This window comes from Bradyrhizobium sp. CCBAU 45321 (genome assembly GCF_028128975.1).
GTDB classification, from domain to species: domain Bacteria; phylum Pseudomonadota; class Alphaproteobacteria; order Rhizobiales; family Xanthobacteraceae; genus Bradyrhizobium; species Bradyrhizobium yuanmingense.
Map to the genome: position 1 here is coordinate 54,812 of NZ_LFKZ01000127.1, position 20,982 is coordinate 75,793.

General features: G+C 59.5%; 24 protein-coding genes. 13 read left to right on the forward strand and 11 right to left on the reverse strand.

Going from position 1 to position 20,982, the window contains the following annotated elements; translation table 11 throughout:
* The first annotated feature begins 60 nt into the window (after positions 1-60).
* The 5 genes from ACM43_RS25575 (at position 61) to ACM43_RS25595 (ending at position 5,660) form a co-directional block, all read left to right on the forward strand.
* Complete coding sequence (locus ACM43_RS25575; protein ID WP_271543766.1) at positions 61-255, forward strand: CsbD family protein; 195 nt, start codon at positions 61-63, stop codon at positions 253-255.
* Positions 256-2,287: 2,032 nt separating this feature from the next.
* The gene (locus tag ACM43_RS25580; protein ID WP_014493169.1) at positions 2,288-2,707 is read left to right on the forward strand and encodes a CopG family transcriptional regulator; all 420 of its coding nucleotides are present in this window, start codon (positions 2,288-2,290) and stop codon (positions 2,705-2,707) included.
* Between the two features lie 3 nt (positions 2,708-2,710).
* A complete protein-coding gene (locus tag ACM43_RS25585) occupies positions 2,711-3,901 on the forward strand; it encodes an extracellular catalytic domain type 1 short-chain-length polyhydroxyalkanoate depolymerase (RefSeq protein WP_271543768.1) in 1,191 nt (396 codons plus the stop codon).
* 149 nt (positions 3,902-4,050) lie between these two features.
* Positions 4,051-4,563, forward strand: a complete 513-nt coding sequence (locus ACM43_RS25590; protein ID WP_271543770.1) for a phasin family protein — start codon at positions 4,051-4,053, stop codon at positions 4,561-4,563.
* A gap of 761 nt (positions 4,564-5,324) precedes the next feature.
* Positions 5,325-5,660 (forward strand): helix-turn-helix domain-containing protein, encoded by a 336-nt coding sequence (locus tag ACM43_RS25595; RefSeq protein WP_014493172.1) that lies wholly within the window; start codon positions 5,325-5,327, stop codon positions 5,658-5,660.
* Here the strand turns inward: ACM43_RS25595 and ACM43_RS25600 are convergent.
* The 4 genes from ACM43_RS25600 to ACM43_RS25615 all read right to left on the reverse strand — a co-directional run bounded on the left by ACM43_RS25600 (position 5,645) and on the right by ACM43_RS25615 (position 7,651).
* A complete protein-coding gene (locus ACM43_RS25600) occupies positions 5,645-5,878 on the reverse strand; it encodes a DUF2958 domain-containing protein (protein WP_271543775.1) in 234 nt (77 codons plus the stop codon). The genes ACM43_RS25595 and ACM43_RS25600 overlap by 16 nt on opposite strands.
* A 176-nt stretch (positions 5,879-6,054) precedes the next feature.
* Positions 6,055-6,225, reverse strand: a complete 171-nt coding sequence (locus ACM43_RS25605) for a hypothetical protein (protein WP_271543777.1) — start codon at positions 6,223-6,225, stop codon at positions 6,055-6,057.
* A 534-nt stretch (positions 6,226-6,759) separates the two neighbouring features.
* On the reverse strand, positions 6,760-7,299 hold the full coding sequence (locus ACM43_RS25610; protein WP_271543779.1) for a hypothetical protein: 540 nt from the start codon (positions 7,297-7,299) through the stop codon (positions 6,760-6,762).
* 109 nt (positions 7,300-7,408) lie between these two features.
* The gene (locus ACM43_RS25615; protein WP_271543781.1) at positions 7,409-7,651 is read right to left on the reverse strand and encodes a hypothetical protein; all 243 of its coding nucleotides are present in this window, start codon (positions 7,649-7,651) and stop codon (positions 7,409-7,411) included.
* Positions 7,652-8,545: 894 nt separating this feature from the next.
* Here ACM43_RS25615 and ACM43_RS25620 point away from each other — a divergent pair.
* The 4 genes from ACM43_RS25620 to ACM43_RS25640 all read left to right on the forward strand — a co-directional run bounded on the left by ACM43_RS25620 (position 8,546) and on the right by ACM43_RS25640 (position 11,560).
* A complete protein-coding gene (locus ACM43_RS25620; protein ID WP_271543783.1) occupies positions 8,546-8,782 on the forward strand; it encodes a DUF6894 family protein in 237 nt (78 codons plus the stop codon).
* A gap of 242 nt (positions 8,783-9,024) precedes the next feature.
* Complete coding sequence (locus ACM43_RS25625; protein WP_271543785.1) at positions 9,025-10,185, forward strand: sensor histidine kinase; 1,161 nt, start codon at positions 9,025-9,027, stop codon at positions 10,183-10,185.
* Positions 10,186-10,502: 317 nt separating this feature from the next.
* Positions 10,503-10,841 carry a response regulator gene (locus tag ACM43_RS25630; protein ID WP_271543787.1) on the forward strand — a complete coding sequence of 113 codons (339 nt, stop codon included), beginning with the start codon at positions 10,503-10,505 and terminating at the stop codon, positions 10,839-10,841.
* 509 nt (positions 10,842-11,350) lie between these two features.
* On the forward strand, positions 11,351-11,560 hold the full coding sequence (locus ACM43_RS25640; protein WP_018642493.1) for a hypothetical protein: 210 nt from the start codon (positions 11,351-11,353) through the stop codon (positions 11,558-11,560).
* A 54-nt stretch (positions 11,561-11,614) separates the two neighbouring features.
* On the opposite strand, the gene ACM43_RS25645 is transcribed toward ACM43_RS25640, so the two are convergent.
* From ACM43_RS25645 to ACM43_RS25655, 3 genes are all read right to left on the reverse strand, one after another.
* The gene (locus tag ACM43_RS25645) at positions 11,615-11,758 is read right to left on the reverse strand and encodes a hypothetical protein (RefSeq protein WP_157785226.1); all 144 of its coding nucleotides are present in this window, start codon (positions 11,756-11,758) and stop codon (positions 11,615-11,617) included.
* 86 nt (positions 11,759-11,844) lie between these two features.
* Positions 11,845-12,183, reverse strand: coding sequence for a hypothetical protein (locus ACM43_RS25650; protein ID WP_074448664.1), 339 nt, complete (start codon positions 12,181-12,183; stop codon positions 11,845-11,847).
* A 448-nt stretch (positions 12,184-12,631) separates the two neighbouring features.
* Positions 12,632-13,372: a Crp/Fnr family transcriptional regulator gene (locus ACM43_RS25655; protein WP_074448663.1), complete on the reverse strand. Its 741-nt coding sequence runs from the start codon at positions 13,370-13,372 to the stop codon at positions 12,632-12,634.
* A gap of 209 nt (positions 13,373-13,581) precedes the next feature.
* Here ACM43_RS25655 and ACM43_RS25660 point away from each other — a divergent pair, with 209 nt between their 5' ends.
* Entirely contained in the window at positions 13,582-13,833 is a 252-nt protein-coding gene (locus ACM43_RS25660) for a DUF6894 family protein (protein WP_271543791.1), read from the forward strand.
* Positions 13,834-14,132: 299 nt separating this feature from the next.
* Positions 14,133-15,338, forward strand: a complete 1,206-nt coding sequence (locus ACM43_RS25665) for an acyl-CoA desaturase (RefSeq protein WP_271543793.1) — start codon at positions 14,133-14,135, stop codon at positions 15,336-15,338.
* Between the two features lie 81 nt (positions 15,339-15,419).
* Here ACM43_RS25665 and ACM43_RS25670 read toward each other — a convergent pair whose 3' ends face one another.
* Positions 15,420-15,644 (reverse strand): hypothetical protein, encoded by a 225-nt coding sequence (locus ACM43_RS25670; RefSeq protein ID WP_081494506.1) that lies wholly within the window; start codon positions 15,642-15,644, stop codon positions 15,420-15,422.
* A gap of 361 nt (positions 15,645-16,005) precedes the next feature.
* A complete protein-coding gene (locus ACM43_RS25675; protein WP_081494507.1) occupies positions 16,006-16,245 on the reverse strand; it encodes a hypothetical protein in 240 nt (79 codons plus the stop codon).
* 175 nt (positions 16,246-16,420) lie between these two features.
* Here ACM43_RS25675 and ACM43_RS25680 point away from each other — a divergent pair, with 175 nt between their 5' ends.
* Together ACM43_RS25680 and ACM43_RS25685 are read left to right on the forward strand one after the other, a co-directional pair.
* Positions 16,421-17,458, forward strand: a complete 1,038-nt coding sequence (locus ACM43_RS25680) for an alpha/beta fold hydrolase (protein WP_145642264.1) — start codon at positions 16,421-16,423, stop codon at positions 17,456-17,458.
* 201 nt (positions 17,459-17,659) lie between these two features.
* Entirely contained in the window at positions 17,660-18,808 is a 1,149-nt protein-coding gene (locus ACM43_RS25685; protein WP_442869346.1) for an AI-2E family transporter, read from the forward strand.
* Between the two features lie 163 nt (positions 18,809-18,971).
* On the opposite strand, the gene ACM43_RS25690 is transcribed toward ACM43_RS25685, so the two are convergent.
* Positions 18,972-20,093: a PAS domain-containing sensor histidine kinase gene (locus ACM43_RS25690; RefSeq protein ID WP_271543799.1), complete on the reverse strand. Its 1,122-nt coding sequence runs from the start codon at positions 20,091-20,093 to the stop codon at positions 18,972-18,974.
* Complete coding sequence (locus ACM43_RS25695) at positions 20,090-20,884, reverse strand: alpha/beta fold hydrolase (RefSeq protein ID WP_271543801.1); 795 nt, start codon at positions 20,882-20,884, stop codon at positions 20,090-20,092. The genes ACM43_RS25690 and ACM43_RS25695 overlap by 4 nt, the downstream gene beginning before the upstream one ends.
* Positions 20,885-20,982 lie beyond the last annotated feature (98 nt).

Below are 20,982 nucleotides of genomic sequence, written 5' to 3' on the forward strand. Positions count from 1 at the left end.
GCCGAGGCGTCCGACGCCGGCGGCCTTAAGCGGGCCTCCGCAGGCGGAACCGACACGATCATGGACCGCGAACATGTGAAGGGCCTTGCCGACAAGGCAAAAGGCGCCATCCATCAAAGAAGGTGCCGGTCAACTTATCGGCGACAAGACGTGGAAGCCGAAGGCAAGATCGACAAGGCGACGGGATCTGCCCACAACACGGCGGGAGATGTGAAGGATGCAGAGCGGGACGCCGCTGACGCCCTCAAGAAATAAGCAGAAGAGAAGACAAATCTAGGCGCCTCCGGGCGGCCTTCTCTTTTCTGGTGGGCAGACGGCTTCTTGGATCTTTGTTCCGAAGGCGCGAGGCTTGGAAAGGCCCGTCCTCGCCCCGACTCTCAATTTTCGTGTGCGCCGGCCGTTCGCTGCTCTTCCTTACTGAGGTTTTCAGCCACCAAGCGTGAGGGAGCGTTTGCATCCTATAGGAACAGCTAGTCAATGCTTGCGTTCGCCGCCACGAACTCTGTCAGGAAGATTCGAATGCGGAGGGAGCGTTGGATTGGTGATCGGCGCTTTGGCGTCAATTACTTTGATGGCGAGTATCTGCACGCAGATCCTTTCAAACGCCTCGATTGACCTGCAAGGTGTGCCGATATCCGATCCGTCTCTGCTTATGGTCTCGGAGAACAGCCCGTATATGTGAGCGCTAGGCCGCTCTAACGCTGCTGGTACGCCCTAAGCGTACGGTGGCACGTGCACTAGCGTACCTATCAGGCGCAGAAGGGCCTGGTGCTCGGGTCCTTTCGGCTCACTTCGCAAGAAATCGCCGAGTTCAATGTGTGTCAGTCGGCCGCCAGAAGGCGCATTTGGCTGATGAATGATGAAAGCATGTCCATTGGCCGGCTCGCGTCCCAGAAACCAAGCGTCGCCGTTGGTACTACGATATAGCTCACGTCGTTCGCTCATCTGACGCTCCTTGTGGGCTAAAGCTTCAAAGTTCATCTGGCCGGTTTCCCCGCTCGCAGATCGAGGCGGCGGAGAAACGCCTGCGTATCAGCTAAGCCCGACTCCTCTGCTTACCTCGCGGGCTTCTCCTGGCGCGAGTCCAACAGTCAGGCCGAGCGCTGCAGCTTGCTCCAGGGCGGTGCCCCCGCGATCGATTAGTTTGGCGGTCCATCCCTCCGGGATGGCATCCAAGACGAGCTGAACGGCCTCTTCTTCCGTACCGGCTGCTAACCAAAACCGGCACTCGCCATCGTCAGTAGTGACCTGCAGAAGATGCGCTTCCATGCATGTGAACAGCCAAAGCCATACTTTGTTGCTATCCCCCTACTCGCGCCGCACGTCCTAGGGCGGCTCTGCCTACGTGAGCCACGGTGGCGGCTTCCAGGGATCGAGCCCAGGAAGCACCGCGGCGGCATTAACGAGACGTTCGACAAGGTCCCGCGCCGGCTTCGAGGCGGCATGGCAGAGGTGGCTGGCAACGCGGTCCGAGATCGATTACGAGGCTTGGCGCAGCTAGCGCGACTGGACCGCCTGGAAGAACTGCATGCACAGGCTGGCTCTGCCGTTGCCGACTCAACGGCCGGACGGGAACGCCCGCTGCTCTTGCGGTGAGATGGTCACCATCCGCACTCTGGATGGCCTGAGGCCGCGCTGAGGAACCGGCAAAAGAGGTTTGTGATCGATGGCGAGGCCGTGATCCTGAGTTTGCCGCCCTTGGCTCCGGAATGACGCCTAGTTGGTTCTCCAACCGTACAGGTCGGCCCAGAGCGGTTCGGACTTGTCGAGGAAATCGGTGAAAGCGGCGCTCTCGAGAACTTCAATCTCGCGGGGCTCGTTGTTGTGAAGTTGTGCTGGTAGCTGAGCCGGCCACTGACCACTGCGAAGCGGACAGCGAGCTCGCCGAGAAACGCTTGTTGCCCTGGCGTAAGGCGGGGCCCACGCTGATGCAGCATCAAAGCCGGTCACTTCAGCGAACGTGGGCAGCCGGCCATCCGGCGACACGGGAAGCGGAAGGTGAGCGACATTGAGCATGTCACTCAGAAGGTTAAGGGTGCTTTCTATTTTGGTTTGCCCGCGACGTGGGAGCACGACGAACCTGTTTCTGTTTTTTTTAACGAACTGGGCCATCGGGCTTGCGAAGACAGGGGAGGCGAGTTTCGCCAGAATTTGTCTGACGCTCCACGAGACGGTCCGCCTGCGCGAGCTCCTGGTTTATTGGATGGCTCCACCCCTTGAAAGGCGCCCGGGAGCATCTAGATACAACCACATACCATCCAGACGGATGGTGCAGGGATGTTTCACTATGGCCGGAAATGCACACGAGCTGCGACCCAAGGCCCCCGACACCGAGAAGATCACGATCAACCTTGGCTATGTCGACCTCGGTCATGTCGATCTCATGGTGCAGGAAGGGTTCTATTCGAACAGGACCGATTTCATCCGGACAGCAATCCGGAACCAGCTCGAGCGACACGTAGAGGTCGTCAGACAATCCACGGCCCGGAAGAACTTGGACCTCGGGCTGCGCAACTACACACGCGAGGATCTCGAAGCGGCGCGGCGCGCCGGCGAAATGCTGCAGATCAATGTTTTGGGCTTAGCCACCATCGCCCAGGACGTCACTCCCGAGTTGGCGCGCGCCACGATCGCGTCGGTTTCGGTGCTGGGGGCCCTACACGCCACTCCCGCGGTCAAGGCCGCTCTCGCCGACAGAACGAGGTGAACGATGCTGAATCAAGACATAGTCCGCGAAGCAACCCGCCTCACGCGTAACGGCCAACTGGTCGAAGCCACCGCGCTGCTGCAGCGCATGCTCCAGGGCGATCGCGCTCCAAGACCGGAGTCGCGCAGCGCCTCTCAGGCTCCGCTCTCGCGGCTCGATCCGCTTACCATCGACGCCATGGCCGACGTCGTCGAGGAGCGAGAAGCTCCGCAGGCCTCGTCGGCCCGCTCTGGTCAGGGACGCAGACGCTCCTTACCGCTCGACGGAATGCGGGATTTTTCCGGGCTTGGCCTGCGAAGTCCGATTACGCGCGCTCCTCTGTCGCCATCGGACATCGTGCCCGAGGGCACACGGTTTATCGCCGGTACCTTCAGTAACGCCGCGGGAAGCCGGACCTACAAGCTGTTCATCCCGAGCCGCTGCCAGGGACAACGGCTTCCCCTGATCGTCATGCTTCATGGCTGCACCCAGTCGCCCGACGATTTCGCGGCCGGCACCCGGATGAACTTCCTGGCGGAAGAGCAGAATTGCTTCGTGGCCTATCCTGAGCAGCCGAGCGGAGCCAACCAGTCGAAGTGCTGGAACTGGTTTCGCACCGGTGACCAGCGCCGCGGTGAGGGCGAGCCTTCGATGATCGCCGGCATTACCCGCCAGATCATGCGCGACCATCCGATCGATCCGAAGCGCGTATACGTCGCGGGTCTCTCTGCCGGTGGGGCCGCCGCTGCCATCATGGGCGCCACGTATAGCGACCTATACGCGGCCGTCGGCATTCATTCAGGCCTGGCGTGTGGGGCCGCCAGCGACCTTCCCTCCGCGTTCGTCGCCATGCGGCAGGGAGGCGGCTCCAAGGCAATTGCGGACGGCAAAACTTCTGTGCCGACCATCGTTTTCCATGGCGATCGCGACACAACGGTGCATCCAAAGAATGGCGATCAGATTATCGAGCAGGCCGCCAGGGCAACGAGGCCGACGATGAGGGTGCTGCGCGGACGCGTACCCCACGGCCATGCCTATACTCGCACCGTCCTGATCGACGCGGCCGGTCGGGCGACTTCCGAACACTGGAACATCGATGGCGCCGGACACGCATGGTCAGGCGGCAGCCCCGCCGGGTCCTACACTGACCCGCAAGGGCCGGATGCCACGAGGGAAATGCTGCGCTTCTTCCTCGAGCATTCGCTCGGTGGGTAGTCTGGCTTCTCGGGGCGGCTCAGAGAACGTGCGATTTATCTTAGTTCATGCGACCAACAGTGTACGGGCTTGGAACGCCACGTCACAGAGCCTGTTGTCCTTTCGGAAATGACCGTTGTGGTCGCACCCCCATTTTCTTGGAGCGTCAGATGAGCAAACGCAAAGCGGCGACAGCGGCAAAGCGCGCCCGCAACCCGAAAATGGCCGCGCGGGCCCAACGGAACAAGCAGGCCATTGTTAGAAGCCCGAAAGACAATTTACTTCACTCTGCTGCGGCAGACTCGGTCGAACCGCCTCCTGAGCTTCATGATGATCCTAAACACCAGGTTCCCATCATTGAGCCTGAAGCGGATGCCTTAGTAGGTGACCGCAGCCAGAGAATGACGGATAGCGATCCAACGAAAGGCTTTGCTCTAACGACAGCAAACATGCAGGCGTATCAAGCGAAGCTTCTTGAGATAGCCGGGGCCAACGCGCAATTCGCTTTTGAATTCGGCCTGAGACTTGCGACGATCAGGTCACCAACTGAATTTTTCGGCGTCATTACGGAGTTTACAAGCAGACGGGTGGATATGTTCGCGCAGCATTCGAAAGAACTGGCGGCATATCCGTTCTTGCGCATCAAGCTGGCCCGAGAAGTCACGGCTCTGCCGGGACGATAACTGCAAGCCGTACCCGCTGCGGCAAAGGATGGACGCAAACGCGGATCAAGCACGCGGGTCACGGTTGCTGCTTTCGGCTAGGGAGCGCGACTCACAGCGAGGGAGCGGAATCAGCGCCGGCCATTTTGGTGCCGATCTTTGTCTTGACCGCAGTTTCTGCGTGAGGGGCCATCAATCCGCAGTCAGGGGCAAGTGCCTTGCCTTGCGACGCCGCTCTTCAGATGGGCCCATCAAATTGGAACACGACAAGGATGTCGGGCTCGATTTGCTTCCCTGGCAACCCGCGATCTCTGCGCTGTACCCCAAGAGTTAGCGGCCGAGGCTGCTGGCGCGAGTTGAGGACCCTGCCATCTCCGGGACGCGGGTTCGGAATCAGGTTTGTTCGGAAGATCGGCGGAAGCTGGTGCAAGACGGCGCCGGGTTTTTGCCAATACTTAGCAGGCGGTGCACGCCTACATCTAATCGCGTGGGCGCTCTCGCAGCCTCTGAAAAACCTTCCCGACATGGCGACGAACGTGTCAATGGCGTCGGCGACGCATCGCGGCGGCCGTCCGATATTCCGGATAACTCCGCCGGTGTGTTTTCTCGCTGAGCCGCCCCTTGAGAAAGGCGCGCGCATAGATGCCGGGCGAACTGTGGCCCTGAACCAGGATCAGATCGCCGCCATGGTTCTCCGAAGCTGCCAGGCGGTTCGAACGCGACGCGCCCATTCTTGACGAGCAGACGACGTCTGTTCTGCTGGCTTAGCATGGCCGGGAAATGTGCGCGAGCTTCGCAATGCCGCCGACCGTTTCGTATTGGGTGTGCTCGACGGCAAGACGATCAACAAATCCGGCCTTGGCGGCGCGGACGTCTCGTTGCCTCGCCAGCTCGAGAACATCGAACGATTGATCATCGAGGATGCATTGCGCCGCAAGCAGGGCGACGTCCAGGCAACAGCTGCGCTGCTCGGCCTCCCCAAGCAGACCTTGTACGACAAGATCAAGCGTCTTGGGGTGAACGTCGACGGCATCAAGGAAGGTTCGAGTCTCCGCCGGGGATTGTGTTCGAGTACGGACGCCGGGATGACGTGCCGCCGACGTTACCCGCCATCTTGAAGGCCGCGGGACAGACGCGGCTCCGGACCAGGAAACGCACTCCCTGAGATCCCCACGCACTGCCTCAGGCGACAGATCCAATAAGATAAGACGTAGCCGAGTTCCGGGTACCCCTGACCGAGGTCGCACAGTCCGAAGAGGCGATCGGGCTCGTTTGGGTCGACTTCAGTGATGAGCCACGCGGCTTGAGCCGGTGTGAAAAATTTCGCAACTGGCACGTGGCACCGCCGTTGATTGCGTTCACCAAGAGTTGGACGCGGTCTGTCACCGTGAGGAGATCGACGTTGGACATCAAGCCGCTCCAGTCAGAGCGTTTGAGTAAATCGACGATTGGATATGTCGCACAATTCATTGGCACAAAGGGCAAATTGGTCGGTCTGGTAAGTGACTTTTGCTACTCTCGATCGGTCGCTCCCTCGGGGGCACCCCGTCGTTTGATCTCGTCCTCGATTTCTTCAAGAAAATCGAGGATCTCGGGAAAGTCCATGTCCTCAAGCGCGTCGAGCTTATAACGCTCCACGATCGTCAGCTCAGCCTCTGAAAAAGGTCCGGCCCCATTTTGCATCACCGTCTCCCGGTTTATAGGACGAGCAGGCAGGCGAGAGCGACTGATGGCGTTCTCATTACCGATAAATGCCTAGGGCCTCGCGGTGACAGGTTTTGTTAACATCTACGGCGGTACCGAATCTGAGCAAATTTGACCATCTCGCCACAAGGCGATGGGGAGAGCCTAGCACTCGTCCTTGGCTCTGTGATGAAGATTAAAAGCGTGTCGTACTTGTCGCGGGCTTCGGTACCAGCGCCGTATCGGCCAGGCCGCCATAGTGTGGTGGATTGTAAATTGTCGTTGTCAGCGTCTGCCTTGGCTTGTTCGCTCAGTCTTCTCGTCGTCCAAACGGACATTGATTGATCTTTACCCCACATCTTGGGCCTCACTAATGACTTTGCTGCGGCTTATGGCGCCGGCGGCAATTTGAACAAGGTGCCAATCGTCCAACAGCTTCCCGCCAGAATGCCGAATCCATCCCGCATGGTGTGGTCAAAGACGATCGCCCGATCGAGGGCGACTGGCCCTATCTGTTGTCCTCCCGAATGGGAATCAGGTCTTGGCCGCTGTCTTGGCAATCTCCGTCTCGATGCCGGTGGCGCAAGCCTTGGCGAATGAGTAGTCCATGCTCGTGGACGCCACACTCTTCACGAATTCGCTGACGACGTTTTCTCTGGAATAAGGGCCGGTCGCCTTGAACTTCGCGAGAGCGCCGTCCGCGGCTGTAAACTGAGCGACACACAGCGGTACCAGAACGGACATCCGGCCACTGGTCTCCGCCGAGACCCGCATGACCCTGGCGGACTCCCCGGTGACCCAACCGCCCCAGGCAAATCCAATCGCCATGGTCGCCACCGCGCCGAAAGCAATTCCTTGAAGGAAACGGGTCCGCGCCTCGCCTTGTAATATTGCAGGAAGCTTCATGATGGTTGCCTTTCGTGAGCGCATGAGGACGTGCACGGGCGCCTGCTGACGCACGTTGGTAAAATCCAGTTTTGTGGTTGCGCCTTCCGATGGCACGTGAGCTGCTACTACGACGACGCGCGGCGACTTCGGAGGTCGCTGCTTCCTGGGCAGCTTCAAGGGGAGCATCTGCCAACCTCTAGCCAAACCCTATATCTTCGGATTGACCATGTAAATGACGTTCCGCTCTGGTTCGACTGCACGTTCAGGCCGCGCGACGAGCCTTCTTGGCTCTGCGCTAGTCAGACAAACTACTTTGCCAGAGCGTCACGGCTACGACGAGTTGAGAGTAATTGGCGTGTCTGAACTCCTCATCCCAACGGATAAGATCGTACGCGATCTTGTCCGGAGTATAGGCACGGAAGTTGAAGCCAGCAGAGAGATGCCGCGCGGCGGCACCATCCAGGGCTTCCTTGGTGACATCCGTCATACGGCGCCCTTCTGCAAAACCGGTTTCGCTGCTGAACGTGCTTCCGCTCAAGGCCAGCCTCTTCGTTCGGATGACGCTGCGCTTCGTAGCAGGGAATAGCCAGTGAAATCGGGGCTCGCGAGCATCAAATCGAAGGTCTGTCCGCTCCCTGCCAGGTCGAGATAGTTGTGGCTATTGCAGCTCCGGAGGTGCACGCTGTCCTTCAGGCAGAGACGATATCAATCGGTCGATCTGTCAGACGCGCTGCCGTCGCAATGGTCCGGAAGGCAATTGCACTTCGTCGCTCCCTGGTCGTGTTTGAGAACAGCGCAAGGAGCTGTGGGATGAGCGGGCGGTCGTGGCAGGAGTTCACTGGAACCCTAAGCGACCGCGGTCATTAGCTTGAGGCGGGAGCGAAAATGGCCGGATTCCCGCCTCTCCTCCCGCGGCATCGCCGTTATCGCCCTCCAATCAATGATGTCAGAGATGTCCAGGTCAAAAGCAGTTCCGCGGAAGACGTCAGCGGGGACAGCTGAGCAAGGACGGGCGGTTCGGCTGACGCCCGAGCTTCTCGACCAGGTTGACGCATGGGCGCTCAGCCAGAAGCAGAGGCCCAACCGATCAGAAGCGGTACAGCTGCTGGTGAAGACGGCGCTCGAAGGGCTGCGTGATCGGCCTATGCGCGAAGCTCCGGATTCGAATCGTGAGAGCCCTCGGATCCGCGCAAAGGAGCTGGCCTCTGACGCAATTGACGGGCTGGGTGATGCGAGTGCGACATCTGAAGACAGGGCAAGCCGGAAGGGCAGGTTAATGAAAGGCCCCGAAGAATTTCGCAACGTCCGGCGGGACAGATCGAACAGTTGAGGCGGATCGTGTGACAGACCGACAGGCCGCATCAATGTCCGAGTCTTGGAGCAAACGAAGCACCGACTGGGGCTAATATGTGATCATTTTCCGGAGCGCTCGATGAATCGGTATTTCTTTGACATCCAAAGTGGTCGCGATTTCTTTGCAGACCAGGAAGGTCTACCCCTTCCCAATCTGAAAGCCGCCGAAGTCAAAGCAATGCAAACTTTGAGTGGAATCGCCAAGGAATCCGTCTTCCCAAGCAAGCGGCCGGATTTGGCGGTGGAAGTGCGCTCCAGCACCGAACAGCTGTTCTGCGTTTCGATAGTCTATCGGAATTCAAGCATCAAGCATTGAAGCCGCTCCCAAAGGCCATATGGTGGTGCCCGCTGGCCAGCTACATCCTCAGGTCCTGCAGGGCGAGGCAAAACGCCACCGGACCCGTGTCCCGAGGTTCCGGCCGCAAAGTCGCAGAGTCAGTTGTGACGGTGGGGGAGCCAGTGGCTATACTCTAGGCCGCGCTTCGGAATGCAGGTTTGGCATTTCCGCGAGCAGAGCGCTCGCTGTGTCTGCTCGCGTCATCTACTTGGGGGCCGGCTTTGAGCAATTCCACTAAGCGGCGAAAGTATCAACGCCTGGCTGACTTCATTCGACAGAACCAGGCTCCGATCGTGAAGGAATGGACGGAGTTCGCTCGAACTCTGTCACCGGCCAGCGATCAGATGACGAAATTGGCTCTGGAGGATCATATCGTCGATCTTCTTAGGTTCGTGGCGGACGACCTCGAAACCGCACAAACCCCGCTGGAGCGATTTGATAAATCCCGAGGCGACGGCCCGAAAGACAGCCCCTTTTCTCAAAGTGCAGCTGAGCTCCATGCCGCTCTGCGTCTGGCCGACGGCTTTGACATCGATCAAATGGTTTCAGAATACAGGGCGCTTCGCGCAAGCGTCGTCAAGCAGTGGATTGCTCACCATCGGAGCCTTGAGGACACCGATATCGAGGACTTGACGCGGTTCAACGAAGCGATCGATCAGGCCGTGACGGAGTCGGTGGCCCACTATACCAAGACGATAAATGACTCGCGCAACCTGTTTCTGGGCGTCCTCGGCCACGACCTGCGCAATCCTCTCGGCGCCGTTTCAATGGGCGCTCAGTGGATGGAGCGATCGGGGACAACCGACGCGAAGCAGGCCAGGGTTGTTTCCGAGATCAAGCTGGCTGCAGGGCGGGCGACGCGAATTCTGAACGACCTGCTCGACCTCACGCGCTCGTCGTTCGGCACTCAAATCCCCGTTGCAAAGACCGAGAGCGACGTCGCGGCTTTGTGTCAGGAAATCGCGGATGAGTTTCGCGCCGTCAACGCAGATAGGAAACTTCAAGTCGCGACGAAGGGCGATCCGTTGGTTTCCTGCGACCGCGCCCGCCTGGGACAGGTGCTGTCCAACCTGATGGGCAACGCGGTCCATTATGGCGACGTAGCGACGCCCATCACAGTGACCGTCGCAGGTAACGATCCCGATGCTGTGACCATCAACGTGCACAATCTCGGCTCCTCAATCCCGCTTGAAGCGCAAAAATCAATCTTCCAATCCTGGACGCGAGGCCACGATGACGGAAGTCCGCCAGAGCACAGTACCCACCTCGGCCTTGGCCTTTACATCGCAAAATTGATCGTCGAAGCCCATGGCGGCGAGATCTCTGTGGCATCCAACGAAAAAACAGGCACCTGCTTTTCGATCCGATTGCCGCGCAAATGACGGTCATGCTCTGAGCGGAACGGGTGGCGGCGTTCGACGCGCTCACCCTGCGGCGATGGGTGGGCAGGGTCGCCAGACGCACATTGCCGACGGGGCGACTTCCACGCTCATTCGGCGGGTGGCGGCGCCTCATGTGAACCCTCGGACCCGTCAGCCGCATTGTCGATGCAAAGATTGCTCAGAAACAATCGGCCATTCGGAACGTCGGCTGCTGCCATCGCTTAAAGCCGTGACTGCGGATGTCCCGACCGGGTGGCGTCACTGCATTAGAAAGGGCTGATATGCCAGAGCAAAGCTCTCCTCGCGGCAGTTGCGTCTTGATCGTCGAGGACGAACCGATGCTCCTCTTGATGGCGAACGACATCGTCCAGGATGCGGGGCTGCATCCGCTCCTTGCCGGCAATGCCGATGAGGCCATCAGGATTCTTGAAACCCGACAGGATGTTTGCGTGGTCTTTACGGATGTCAGGATGCCTGGCTCGATGGACGGGCTTGGGCTCGTGGAGGCCGTTCGCGAAAGATGGCCACCGATCCAGCTCCTTGTGGTCTCCGCCCATCTGGTCAAAGGCTCTGAGCTACCCGATGGGGCAAGATTCTTCCGCAAACCATACCCGTCAGAGGCGATCATCTCGACGCTCCGAGAGCTTGCTGCCTGATCGTGAAGAGCGTTTGTCCGCACAACGGGTTGCTGAACGCCTTTGGCGCCGGCGTCGCTCCGATGCCCATCTGTGCTCGCGCGCTTCGCATTTCCTGTGGGGTGTTGATCCTGCGGGCGCCGAGCGCCGGCCTCACCAGCTTCTACCACCTGATCAATATTGACCAGCGCGTCGTACCTTAAATTGCTACGCTTGATCCATCACCGCGCGGCCCTCGGCATCTGTCGGTGATGAGAACGCTGTCGCGCTCCCGCCTTCCCTGGGAAAGGAGCACGCTATGCAGCGACGCCGTCTGAAGCAAACCACCTCCTTTGAAGAACGCCTTGCCGAGCATGGGCGAGCCCTTCGTCAAAAGGCAAAGTCGCTTCCGCCAGGTATCGAGCGGGACCAAACAATCCGCAAAGCTCGGCAGGCGGAGACCGGGGCCCAAATCAGCGAATGGCTGTCCACACCCGGATTACCGGCTCCCGAATGAAGGAACGGGAGGTCGTCCGGGGCGTTCCTCCCGCATGACCGAGCCACTTCCAGTTCTCATTGAAAACTCGCTTCAGATAGCCTGGGACTTCCTGGACCGCTCAGGTGGGATCGCCGATCCTCAGCAGGCGGCTGAGATCCTACTTCAAAGTATCAAAACGCAAATTCTCAAGGGAGAGAGCCGCACCCTGATGCTTTCGAATCGGGCCATCGCTGCGTTCGAGCAGCATCAGAAAGCAGCATGATGTTGGGCGCGGATCCTGCTGGCAGGCCCGCGCGCCGGCTCACGATCATTGCGTTCAGTCCCGGTCGTTCGCCTCTTCCTTGATCACGGGCGGTGTGTGGCCGAGCTCAATCTTTTGAGCCAGTTGCGCCCGCTCCTTGTCTGCCGGCTGATCTTCTCCGCGTACGCGCATGATGCCGTGGTCTGATGTCTTGGTCATGGTGACCTCCTGCCGGACCAAGCCCGGCTTAACCACAACGTTCCAAATACGGAGAATGCCCCGCCGCCGCGGGCGGAGCGGTCGCGTCATTCCGGTTGCTTCGCCACAATTGGCCGCCGCCTCGTTCTGAAACGTCGCCTCAGCCGCTTCCATTTCATCTCGATCCAACGCAACATGGCGAGGAGAGGCTTTTGCAGGATCGGCATGTCCTGCGCGATGAGAAGAAGTCCAAGGGGGAGCATCCAGAGGCCGAAGAGGGGCAAGAAGCTGAAGATGCCCCCGAGAATGAGTCCCCCCGCAACGATGATCCGGATCCAGAGTTTGGATGGCTCCCGCAGCCAGCGAATGAAAGTCCCGACTTTCGTGGGCACTGAACGCTCGATCAATGTGAAGTATCTGTTCAGCCCTACTGTGACGGAGGCCATGCCAAATCCGATTCGCGTGAGTGTTAAAGAACCGCATCGCAAAATGCTGCTCGGAACTAAACCGGCTGGGGGCGAAGTGTTCCCAGGTCGTGGTTGGGATCGGCTTTCTCGATTGCGGCAGCCAAGCGACTTCACAAGAGATGCGCCATCAAACAAAAGCCGCTCGGGCGTTACACCGAACGGCTTTTCTTCGCGGCTCCCAGTCTCCTGGTTCTGCCGCCCAACTCAAGCCGCCTCCTCACCCCTTTGTTCCCTCGGGCGTCCGGCTGTCAGCTAATCGGTGGCGCAGATGAGACGAACGATGACTCTCCGGCTGCCGCATTCTTCAATGAGTGTAGAATTCCAACCTGCCCTAGAGCCGTCTCTGGGGTGGCAGATGGTTCGAAGAAGCTCATGGACGGCCATCTGTTCATCCGTCCGCGCCGCCGTTTGACGAAGGGGCGTAACGCTACGTGGCCGTCTTCGGTAGGTGGAGATATCCCGCGTCGAAGTCTCCGACTTCCTGGAGCCGGGGCCAATCAAGCACGGTCAAGTGCCGGCTTTCGAGGTTGATTAAACCCAGCTTGCGCAACTCCTGGAGCACGCGGTTCACGTGAACAATTGAGAGGCCCATGGCATCGGAAAGCTCTTCCTGCGTGATCGGCAGTTCGCATGAGTAATCTTCCACAAGACCCATGGCTCGCGCACGGACGATATATTCGCACATAAAATGCGCTGCCCGGCCTAGCGCCTGCCGTCGTCCGATATTAGTGATCCATTCGCGGAACATCGCCGCATAGATAAGTGTTTCACGCCAGAGGGCCGCCGCGACGCGGGCTTGGCGTTCGCACAGGCGCTGCAGATCCTCATGCTGAATGAAGCCGACCTTGCAAGCCGTGATCGTTCCGATGCTGATGTCCAGCGTCTGCAAGTGCAGGCTCTGAAGGTCCGGCATGTCGCCCGTGATGTGGAATGCGAGGATCTGGCGCTTGCCCTCGCCTGTCATTTTAAAGGCGCAAGCCACGCCATCGTCAATGACGAAAGATCGGCTCGGGCGATCCCCCTCGCGTACGATGTCCTGATGGGCCTCGATCACCCTCTGATCGATCGGGAGCGCCAGTATCGCCTTCCGCTCTTCGTCAGAAAGCGGAAAGACAGTTTCCAGCTTGCGGATCAGCGGGTGAGTATTCCTCGCATTGATCGCAGACACGTGAATGAGCTTTCGATTTCGGTTCCCAAGCTTTAGCACTGTGATGCCACTGAGTCTGTGCCTTTTTGCGTCCAAGGTCCGGGTTCCGTGAGCCGCGTTTCTTAGGAACCGAGCGGCATGATGCGTATTGTCGCCTATCTGCCGGGACCGTCGGGCGATCCGGGGACTGAGAGATGCCACGCGCTCCCCGCCAAAATGAAGGAGCGCCCATGCCGCGCTACCATTTTCACATTCTGGACGGCAAGGCTGGTCTCGATCACCACGGCACCGAGCTTGCCGACCTCGCTGCCGCAAAGGAAGAGGCCGTAAAGCTGGCGGGTGAAGTCCTCCGAGAGTCGAAGCCGGGCGACATATGGGAAATCAAGTCCTGGAAGCTTCTCGTCAATGGCTATCCCTCGCCCGAGGCGGGCCGCACCTATTTTACGTTGGCTCTGTCCGCGGCGGACGATGTGTCTACTTGACCCGGCCGGGGGCTACCAGTTGGCCGGTCCGCTCGATGTGCCTTTGACATGGTCTCGTGTGCGGCGAGCGGTCCAACCAACTGATCGGAATTGCAAGCGGAAGTGCGGGCTCTTCCTCGCCACCGCCACTTTGCAGATGCTGCTTTGACCACGGATGTACCGGCAGGACCTATGGCTTCGCAAGCCGCGACACGTTTTCCTGCCGCGCGGTTGTTTTCGTGCCCAAAGAAAGTGCCGCCACAGCGCGCGAGCCGTCCTAACGGGACGGGCCCCCACGCCAAACCGCCGAGGTCGTCAGAGTGTCTACCCATAGTCATACGGATCAGGAACACGACATCATCTACCCGCAGGTCCTCCCGTTTCTGCTGATCCACGCCGGTTGCCTCATGGCGACATGGTCGGGCGTCTCGTGGCCAGCGGTTGCGATGTGCGTCGTCCTATATTGGTTACGCATGTTCGCGATCACTGCTGGGTATCACCGGTACTTCTCGCATCGGGCCTACTCGACGAGCCGGGCGTTTCAATTCATTCTCGCGTTCCTCGCCCAAAGCAGCTCCCAGAAAAGCATCCTTTGGTGGGCCGCGAAACATCGACATCACCATCTTTACTCCGATACGGAGAAAGACGTGCATTCGCCAAGCCAAAAGGGCTTCGTTTACAGCCACGTCAGCTGGATTTTCGATCGGCAGCACGATGCGACCGATTTGACGAAGATTTCGGACTTTGCGTCGTATCCCGAGTTGATGTGGCTGCACAAATTCGAGCTCTTGCCTGCGATCGTGACGGCAGGTCTTTGCTTCCTCATTGCGGGATGGTCAGGACTCGTGGTCGGATTCTTCTGGAGCACCGTGCTCCTGTATCATGCAACGTTCTGCATCAACTCCCTTGCACATGTTCACGGGCGAAAGAGATATGTTACGGGCGATAACTCCCGCAACAATTGGCTTCTGGCTCTGTTTACGATGGGCGAGGGGTGGCACAATAATCATCACGCCTACCAAAGCAGCGCCAAGCAAGGCTTTCGCTGGTGGGAGATCGACGTAACCTATTATATTCTGGTGGCCTTATCCTGGCTCGGCATCGTCTGGAACTTGAAGACGCCGCCGGAGCAGGTTCTCCGCAACGAGCAACCCTTGGGATCTCGTGTCATCAGGCGGACAGCCGAGCAACTTGTTCGTCGTTTCAATCCCGAGGGCATCGCACTGGCGATCAGATCATCGGTCCATCAGACCGACCTGTTCCCGATGGACGTTGTCTTGAATGGGCACCCTCCCGTGGACATGCATCTGCCCCACATGCCGACTCGCGGCCAGTTGCTGGCGGAGGCCCGCGTGATGTTCGCGAAGACGACTTTCTTGGATGATATCGTCGATCGCGCTCACGAACTCCTGTTCGCATCGGTCGCTTCCTACTTGGCCGTTCCGCCTCTCGTGGCCGTCAAAAATCCAGATCTTGAACGAAAACGTAGGATTGTGCGCGGGCGACCGCATGTAAGACCAATGTGAACTGGCAAAAATCCGGCACGCGAGCTCTTTCCTCACAGAGGCCGTTTCGCTCCTGATGAGGACCGCCGGAGCGTTGACTTCTCAGCCCAAGAAGGTTCGCACCTTTGTCACGGCGTCGTAAATTTCGATCTTGAGCTTCGGGTAAGTCGATTTAAGTGTGCGGCCCGACGATTCCGCAGCTTCCGCTGTGTCAAACCTCGACTTGAAATGCCCGTCGACAATGACCACAAATCCGTCCGCTGGCGGTCTGTCGGCACGTGGCGCTTTCGGCTCGGGCTCGTCAACTGAGTGAACTGGTTTTTTCATCGGAACTCCCATGAATCGCAGAAGCGTGGCAAGCGGCTCCTGAGACCGACGGCATGCCGCAAAAGAACACTTATGCCGGCATCAGGGGCTGGCAGCCGAGTTGCGCCTCAGAGTGCAGACAGCAGACAGAGGGCAAAGCTTTGCCGCCGCCAGGCTCTGACAGGAACGACTCTCCCGTCCTGAGGTTGTCGTATTGGTCTGTGGCGCGATAACTGACCCCTCAGCTCGCGCCATCCACCCGGGATGGCTCATCGTGGGACGCGCGTCTTGCGATGAGTCGATTCTCGGAAGGGTGTCTCAGTTGGTCCTCAGGTTCTTTCCGCGGCTCTTCGAAGAGGCAAAGTCGCGGGCGTTGTCGGACCTATTCGGCGGGCTTCTCTTTGCGCGGAGACGGGAGCGTTCGATTTTCGTCAGTCTGCTCCGCGTCACCGGGCTTTTTCCCCGCCATATTTCCCGGATTGTAGTGATACTTACCTTCCGGATTTTCGCCGGGCTGCTTCTCATCCGGGCTTCTGTTGTTGTTTGCCATTGATCCAGTCGCTTTCTTGGCAAGAGTAACAAGGTTGAACAAGACCAACGTCCACATGTTCCACGCGATCATTTCTTGCCCCCAGCGCGCTGGGCCGATCAATTGGGAGTGACCTGGACCGGCGACAGCGACAACGAAGCGCTCCAAGGTACGTTTGGAACGAAGACTCGGCACCGACGGTTGACGATAGCCTGCAACATTTCTCAATCTCCCTGAGGCATCGTGCAGACCACCAGAGGTACTGCACATGGAACTCCCGCGAACACGCTCGCCCTCGCTCCAATCTGACTACACCACTCCCTTGCGGCGACATCCTGCGCTTGCGGCCTTTGCAGGGGCAGCTTCCCTCCTCGGGGCCATGGCGATCGTAAATGGGCGAGTCGCCAAGAAAGCGGAACGCGATAACCCGCCTCGCGGGCAGTTCTTGGAGATCGATGGCGTCCGACTGCACTACGTGGAACGCGGCAACGGCCGTCCGCTTGTGCTCCTGCACGGCAACGGCAGCATGATCCAGGATTTTGAATCCAGCGGCTTGATCGACCTGGCGGCCAACCGGTTTCGGGTGATCGTATTCGACCGCCCCGGATTCGGACACAGCTCGCGGCCGCGGAACGTGATATGGACCCCGGAAGCCCAGGCCGATCTGTTCAGAAAGGCGCTTGATCGGCTGAGCGTTCAGCGGGCGATCGTGCTTGGACATTCGTGGGGTGCGGCGGTCGCTCTTGCGCTGGCAACAAGACATCCGTCATTTGTCGAAGCTTTGGTGCTCGCATCAGGCTATTATTTTCCAACCGTCCGTGCTGATGCGGCGGCATCTTCGATGTCTTCGATGCCCGGGATGGGCGATGCGATCAGTCACACGATCTCGCCGATCGTCAGCCGCCTCTTGTGGCCTTCCATGTTGCGAAAGATGTTCGGTCCGCGGCCAGTCCCTGACAAGTTCGTCGGCTTCCCCAAGGAGTTGGCGTTGCGACCGTCACAGATGCGTGCCAGCGCGGCGGAGGCAACGTTGATGATCCCCGCTGCATTTGAGTCGTCGAAGAGCTACGACCAACTCAAGATGCCCACCATCATCATCGCCGGCGATGAGGATCGCCTCATCGATATCAACAAGCAATCGGTCAGACTTCACGGCGAGATCACTCACAGCAAGCTGCACCGCGTCGCTGGGGCAGGGCACATGATCCAACAGTCTGCCACGACTCAGTTGATGGCGGCCATCGATGAAGCAGCTGCCGCGACCGATATTGGCGGGAATGCGCCGCACCGGTTCGCGAGCGCCTAGGAACGCTCCGGCGGGGACAGGTGTTGCACCTTATTCTTCAGTTGGCGAAGAAGCCCGCCGCGGCCGAACCGCCAGCCGCACCGACTGCTTGTCTGGCTAGAGGCTCCTGCAGCCGCATCGCGCCCTTACGGCCGTGCGAAGCTGACTCAGCCGTCGGGGGCAAGCCCCCGTATCGGGATGGAGAAAAGCGTCGTGGTCTCGATGTCAAAGTTGCCGCATGAGGCCCCCTCGTCCCCAGGGCAGATTGTCAGCGCGCCGCAACCGGCTGCCTCGCCACCGCAGGAGGCCGACGATATCGAAATGCCGCTGCCGTCCAGTCCGCAGACGTTCTTTCTCGGTAGTCTGCTAACCCTGGCGGTGCTGGCAGCTGTTCATGCGGCAAGCTCGATCATATTGCCCGTGGTGCTCGCCTTCGTGCTGCAGCTCATTCTGCAACCCGCTGTGCATCTGCTCGAGCGTATAGGTCTCCCCCGTGCCATCGGAGCGCTCTTGGCGATCCTGGTGGTGGTGGGAGCGCTCGTGGGCTTTGTGGCAGCCTTGTCGCTACCTGCCGCGACTTGGGCGGAGAAATTGCCGGAGGGTCTACCTCGCCTCGAAACTCACCTGGTCGTCCTGAAGCGGCCGATCGAAGCGCTACAGAAAGTCATCCAGCAGGCCGAGCACGTCGCCGACGCTCCCGACAGGAAAGGTGCAATCGTTTCGGTCCGCAGGGATCTTGGCCTTACCGGCGCGCTCTTCGCGGGAACGCGCGCCGTCATCGACGGCCTGTTTACGACCGTTCTGGTGCTCTATTTTCTCCTGGTGGCAGGAGACATTTTTCTACGACGTATCGTCGAGGTCCTCCCAAATTTTCGCGACAAGAGGCAGGCGGTGGACATCTCCCAGCAGATCGAAGCGGACATATCTGCCTATCTTCTTACAATCACGGCCATGAATGCTGCAGTGGGAATTGCAACGGCCGTTGCGATGTATTTCTGCGGACTTGGAGACCCCCTGCTGTGGGGAGCCGCGGCCTTCCTGCTCAACTACGTTCCAATTCTGGGGCCGCTGCTAGGGACCGTCATGTTCCTCCTGGCCGGAATGTTGAGCTTCGACAGCTTGTGGTGGGCCCTGCTGCCGCCAGCCCTCTACTTCGGCATCCATCTCGTCGAAGGCGAAACCCTGACGCCCCTGCTGCTTGCCCGACGCTTCACCCTGAACCCGGTGCTGGTCATCCTGTCGCTGGTGTTCTGGTTCTGGATGTGGGGCGTGCCTGGCGCGATCCTGGCCGTTCCGATGTTGGCCATCCTCAAGATCGTCAGCGATCGCGTACGCCCGCTCAAGGCTTTGGGGCACATCCTCGAAGGCTAGAGCATGATCCGGAAAAGTGCGTAGCGGTTTTCCGAGAAGATCATGCTCAAACAATAACCTGCAGCGCGATGACGATTCATCCTAATCGCATCGCGCTAGTCCGGTGTGCTCCCCGAGAAGATTGACGACCGGGCCGCTGGAAGGAGGCCATTGCAGTGTGCGGTCACGCCAGCGGCAGCGAGAAACTGAAGCGGGTCTCGGCGGGCGTGGATGCGACGGTCAAAGCACCTCCATGGGCTTTCGCAATCTGAGAGGCGATGTAGAGTCCCAATCCAAGCCCTTGCTTGCTCGCACGAGCCTTGCCCCGGAAGAACGGCTCGAACAGCTTGTCCATCACGGCTTGCGGAATAGCCTCACCCGCATTGGCGACCCAGAGCTCGAACGATCCATTTTGCGTCTCGGCGCGAACGGTGATGGGCTTGTCGGCCGCACCATGTGTCACAGCGTTGCCGAGCAGGTTCGAAAGGAGCTGGCCGATGCGGGTGCGATCGCAGTTGACCGGCCCATCGATTGCAAACTCGGATTCGATGACCCGACCGGGCGAAGCAAGCCTCAGTTCGTCGATCACCTGGGCGAGGACGGGCTCCAGCGGTCCTCTCGCATCATAGTCCAGGGTGATGCCACCGCCCAGACGACCGCGTGCAAAGTCGAGGACGTTGTCGATCATTGCGGCCATGCGCATGACTGTGGTCTGCATCATGGCGACGATGTGGTGCTCCTTCTCACTCTGCACGGTTCGGCCGAGGAGCCTCGCGCCGGCGCTGATGGAGGCGAGAGGATTGCGGAGATCGTGACCGAGTACGGCGATGAACTGTTCACGCAGTTCGGACGTTTCGTGCTCGAGCAGCAGCACCTCTTGCGTCGCCTTTTCGGCCGCAATGGCCGATTCTCGGCCTGCCAGGAGCTCCTGTTCGTAGCGCCGCCGATCGGTCGCCTTGATCAACGCGAGACGGATGAGCAGCAGCTTTCCATCCGCATCGCGGCGCTCATTCGCGTTGGCGATCATGTGGAGCGGCTCACCGGCAGCGCTCACAAGGTCGATCGCGAATTCGTTGAAGAAACCCTGCATCCGCAGCAGCGGCGCGATATGGGTTTCGTAGTAGATGCGGCCCGGCATGGTCAGGAGATCGCTGAACCGCTTGCCGGCTATCTGGTCTGCCGCGTGCCCGCTCCACGCCAGCAAGGTCAGGTTGACGTGCGCGATACGGCCGTTCGCGTGCAGGGTGACGTACCCGCACGGTGCGTTGTTGACCATGTCCTCGAAGTCTGGACCGGAGGTGCTCACGAGACGAAAGCTCGCATCGCCGCGATGACCTGGTCGGGCGCGCTGAGGTTCGGGCAATGGCCGGTCGCATTCAGGACGATCATCCGACCGTCGGGAATATTGCGGGCAACGAACGCGCCGACCTCCTGGGAGGCGATGATGTCCTCCTTGCATTGGAGGACGAGGACTGGAACGGAAACTTCCGCGAGATCCTTGCGATTGTCGGAGGTGAAAGTCACACGGGCGAACGCTTTGGCAATATCGGGGTCCGTGCGGCAGAAGCTGTTCGTGAGCTCCTGACCGAGTTCGGGCCGGTCGGGATTGCCCATGATCATCGGCGCCATCTTTGTTGACCAACCCATATGGTTGGATTCGAGAAGCGCGAGCAATTCATCGATCTGCTCGGCACTGAACCCGCCAACATATCCTTCGTCGTCGATGTAGCGGGCTGAAGGGCCGATGAGCACGAGCTTGCCAAACATGCCTGGCGCTTGTCGCGCCGCCAGCACGCCAATCATGCTGCTGACGGAATGTCCGACGAAGACGCAATCCTTCAAACCTAGCTCGGCGCCGATTTCGACCACGTCGTCGGCGTAACCGGACAAGGTTGAATACTTGGCCCAGTCATAGGCCGACAGATCGGATCCGCCGGCGCCGACGTGGTCGAATAGAACCGTCCTGAAGTCCCTTTCGAACGCCGGAGCCACGAACCGCCACATGTTCTGATCGCACCCGAAGCCGTGGGCGAAGACCATCGCCCGGTCGCCCGCGCCACGAACGTGAACGTTATTCCGTTCGGTTACATTTGCCATAAAGCCTCCCTTACGCATCATCGTGCAGTTTTCTATCTTTACTAAGCGCAATGCGGCCCTGGCCAGGAGCACTCGTCGAGCTTTGGCTCCAGGGCAAC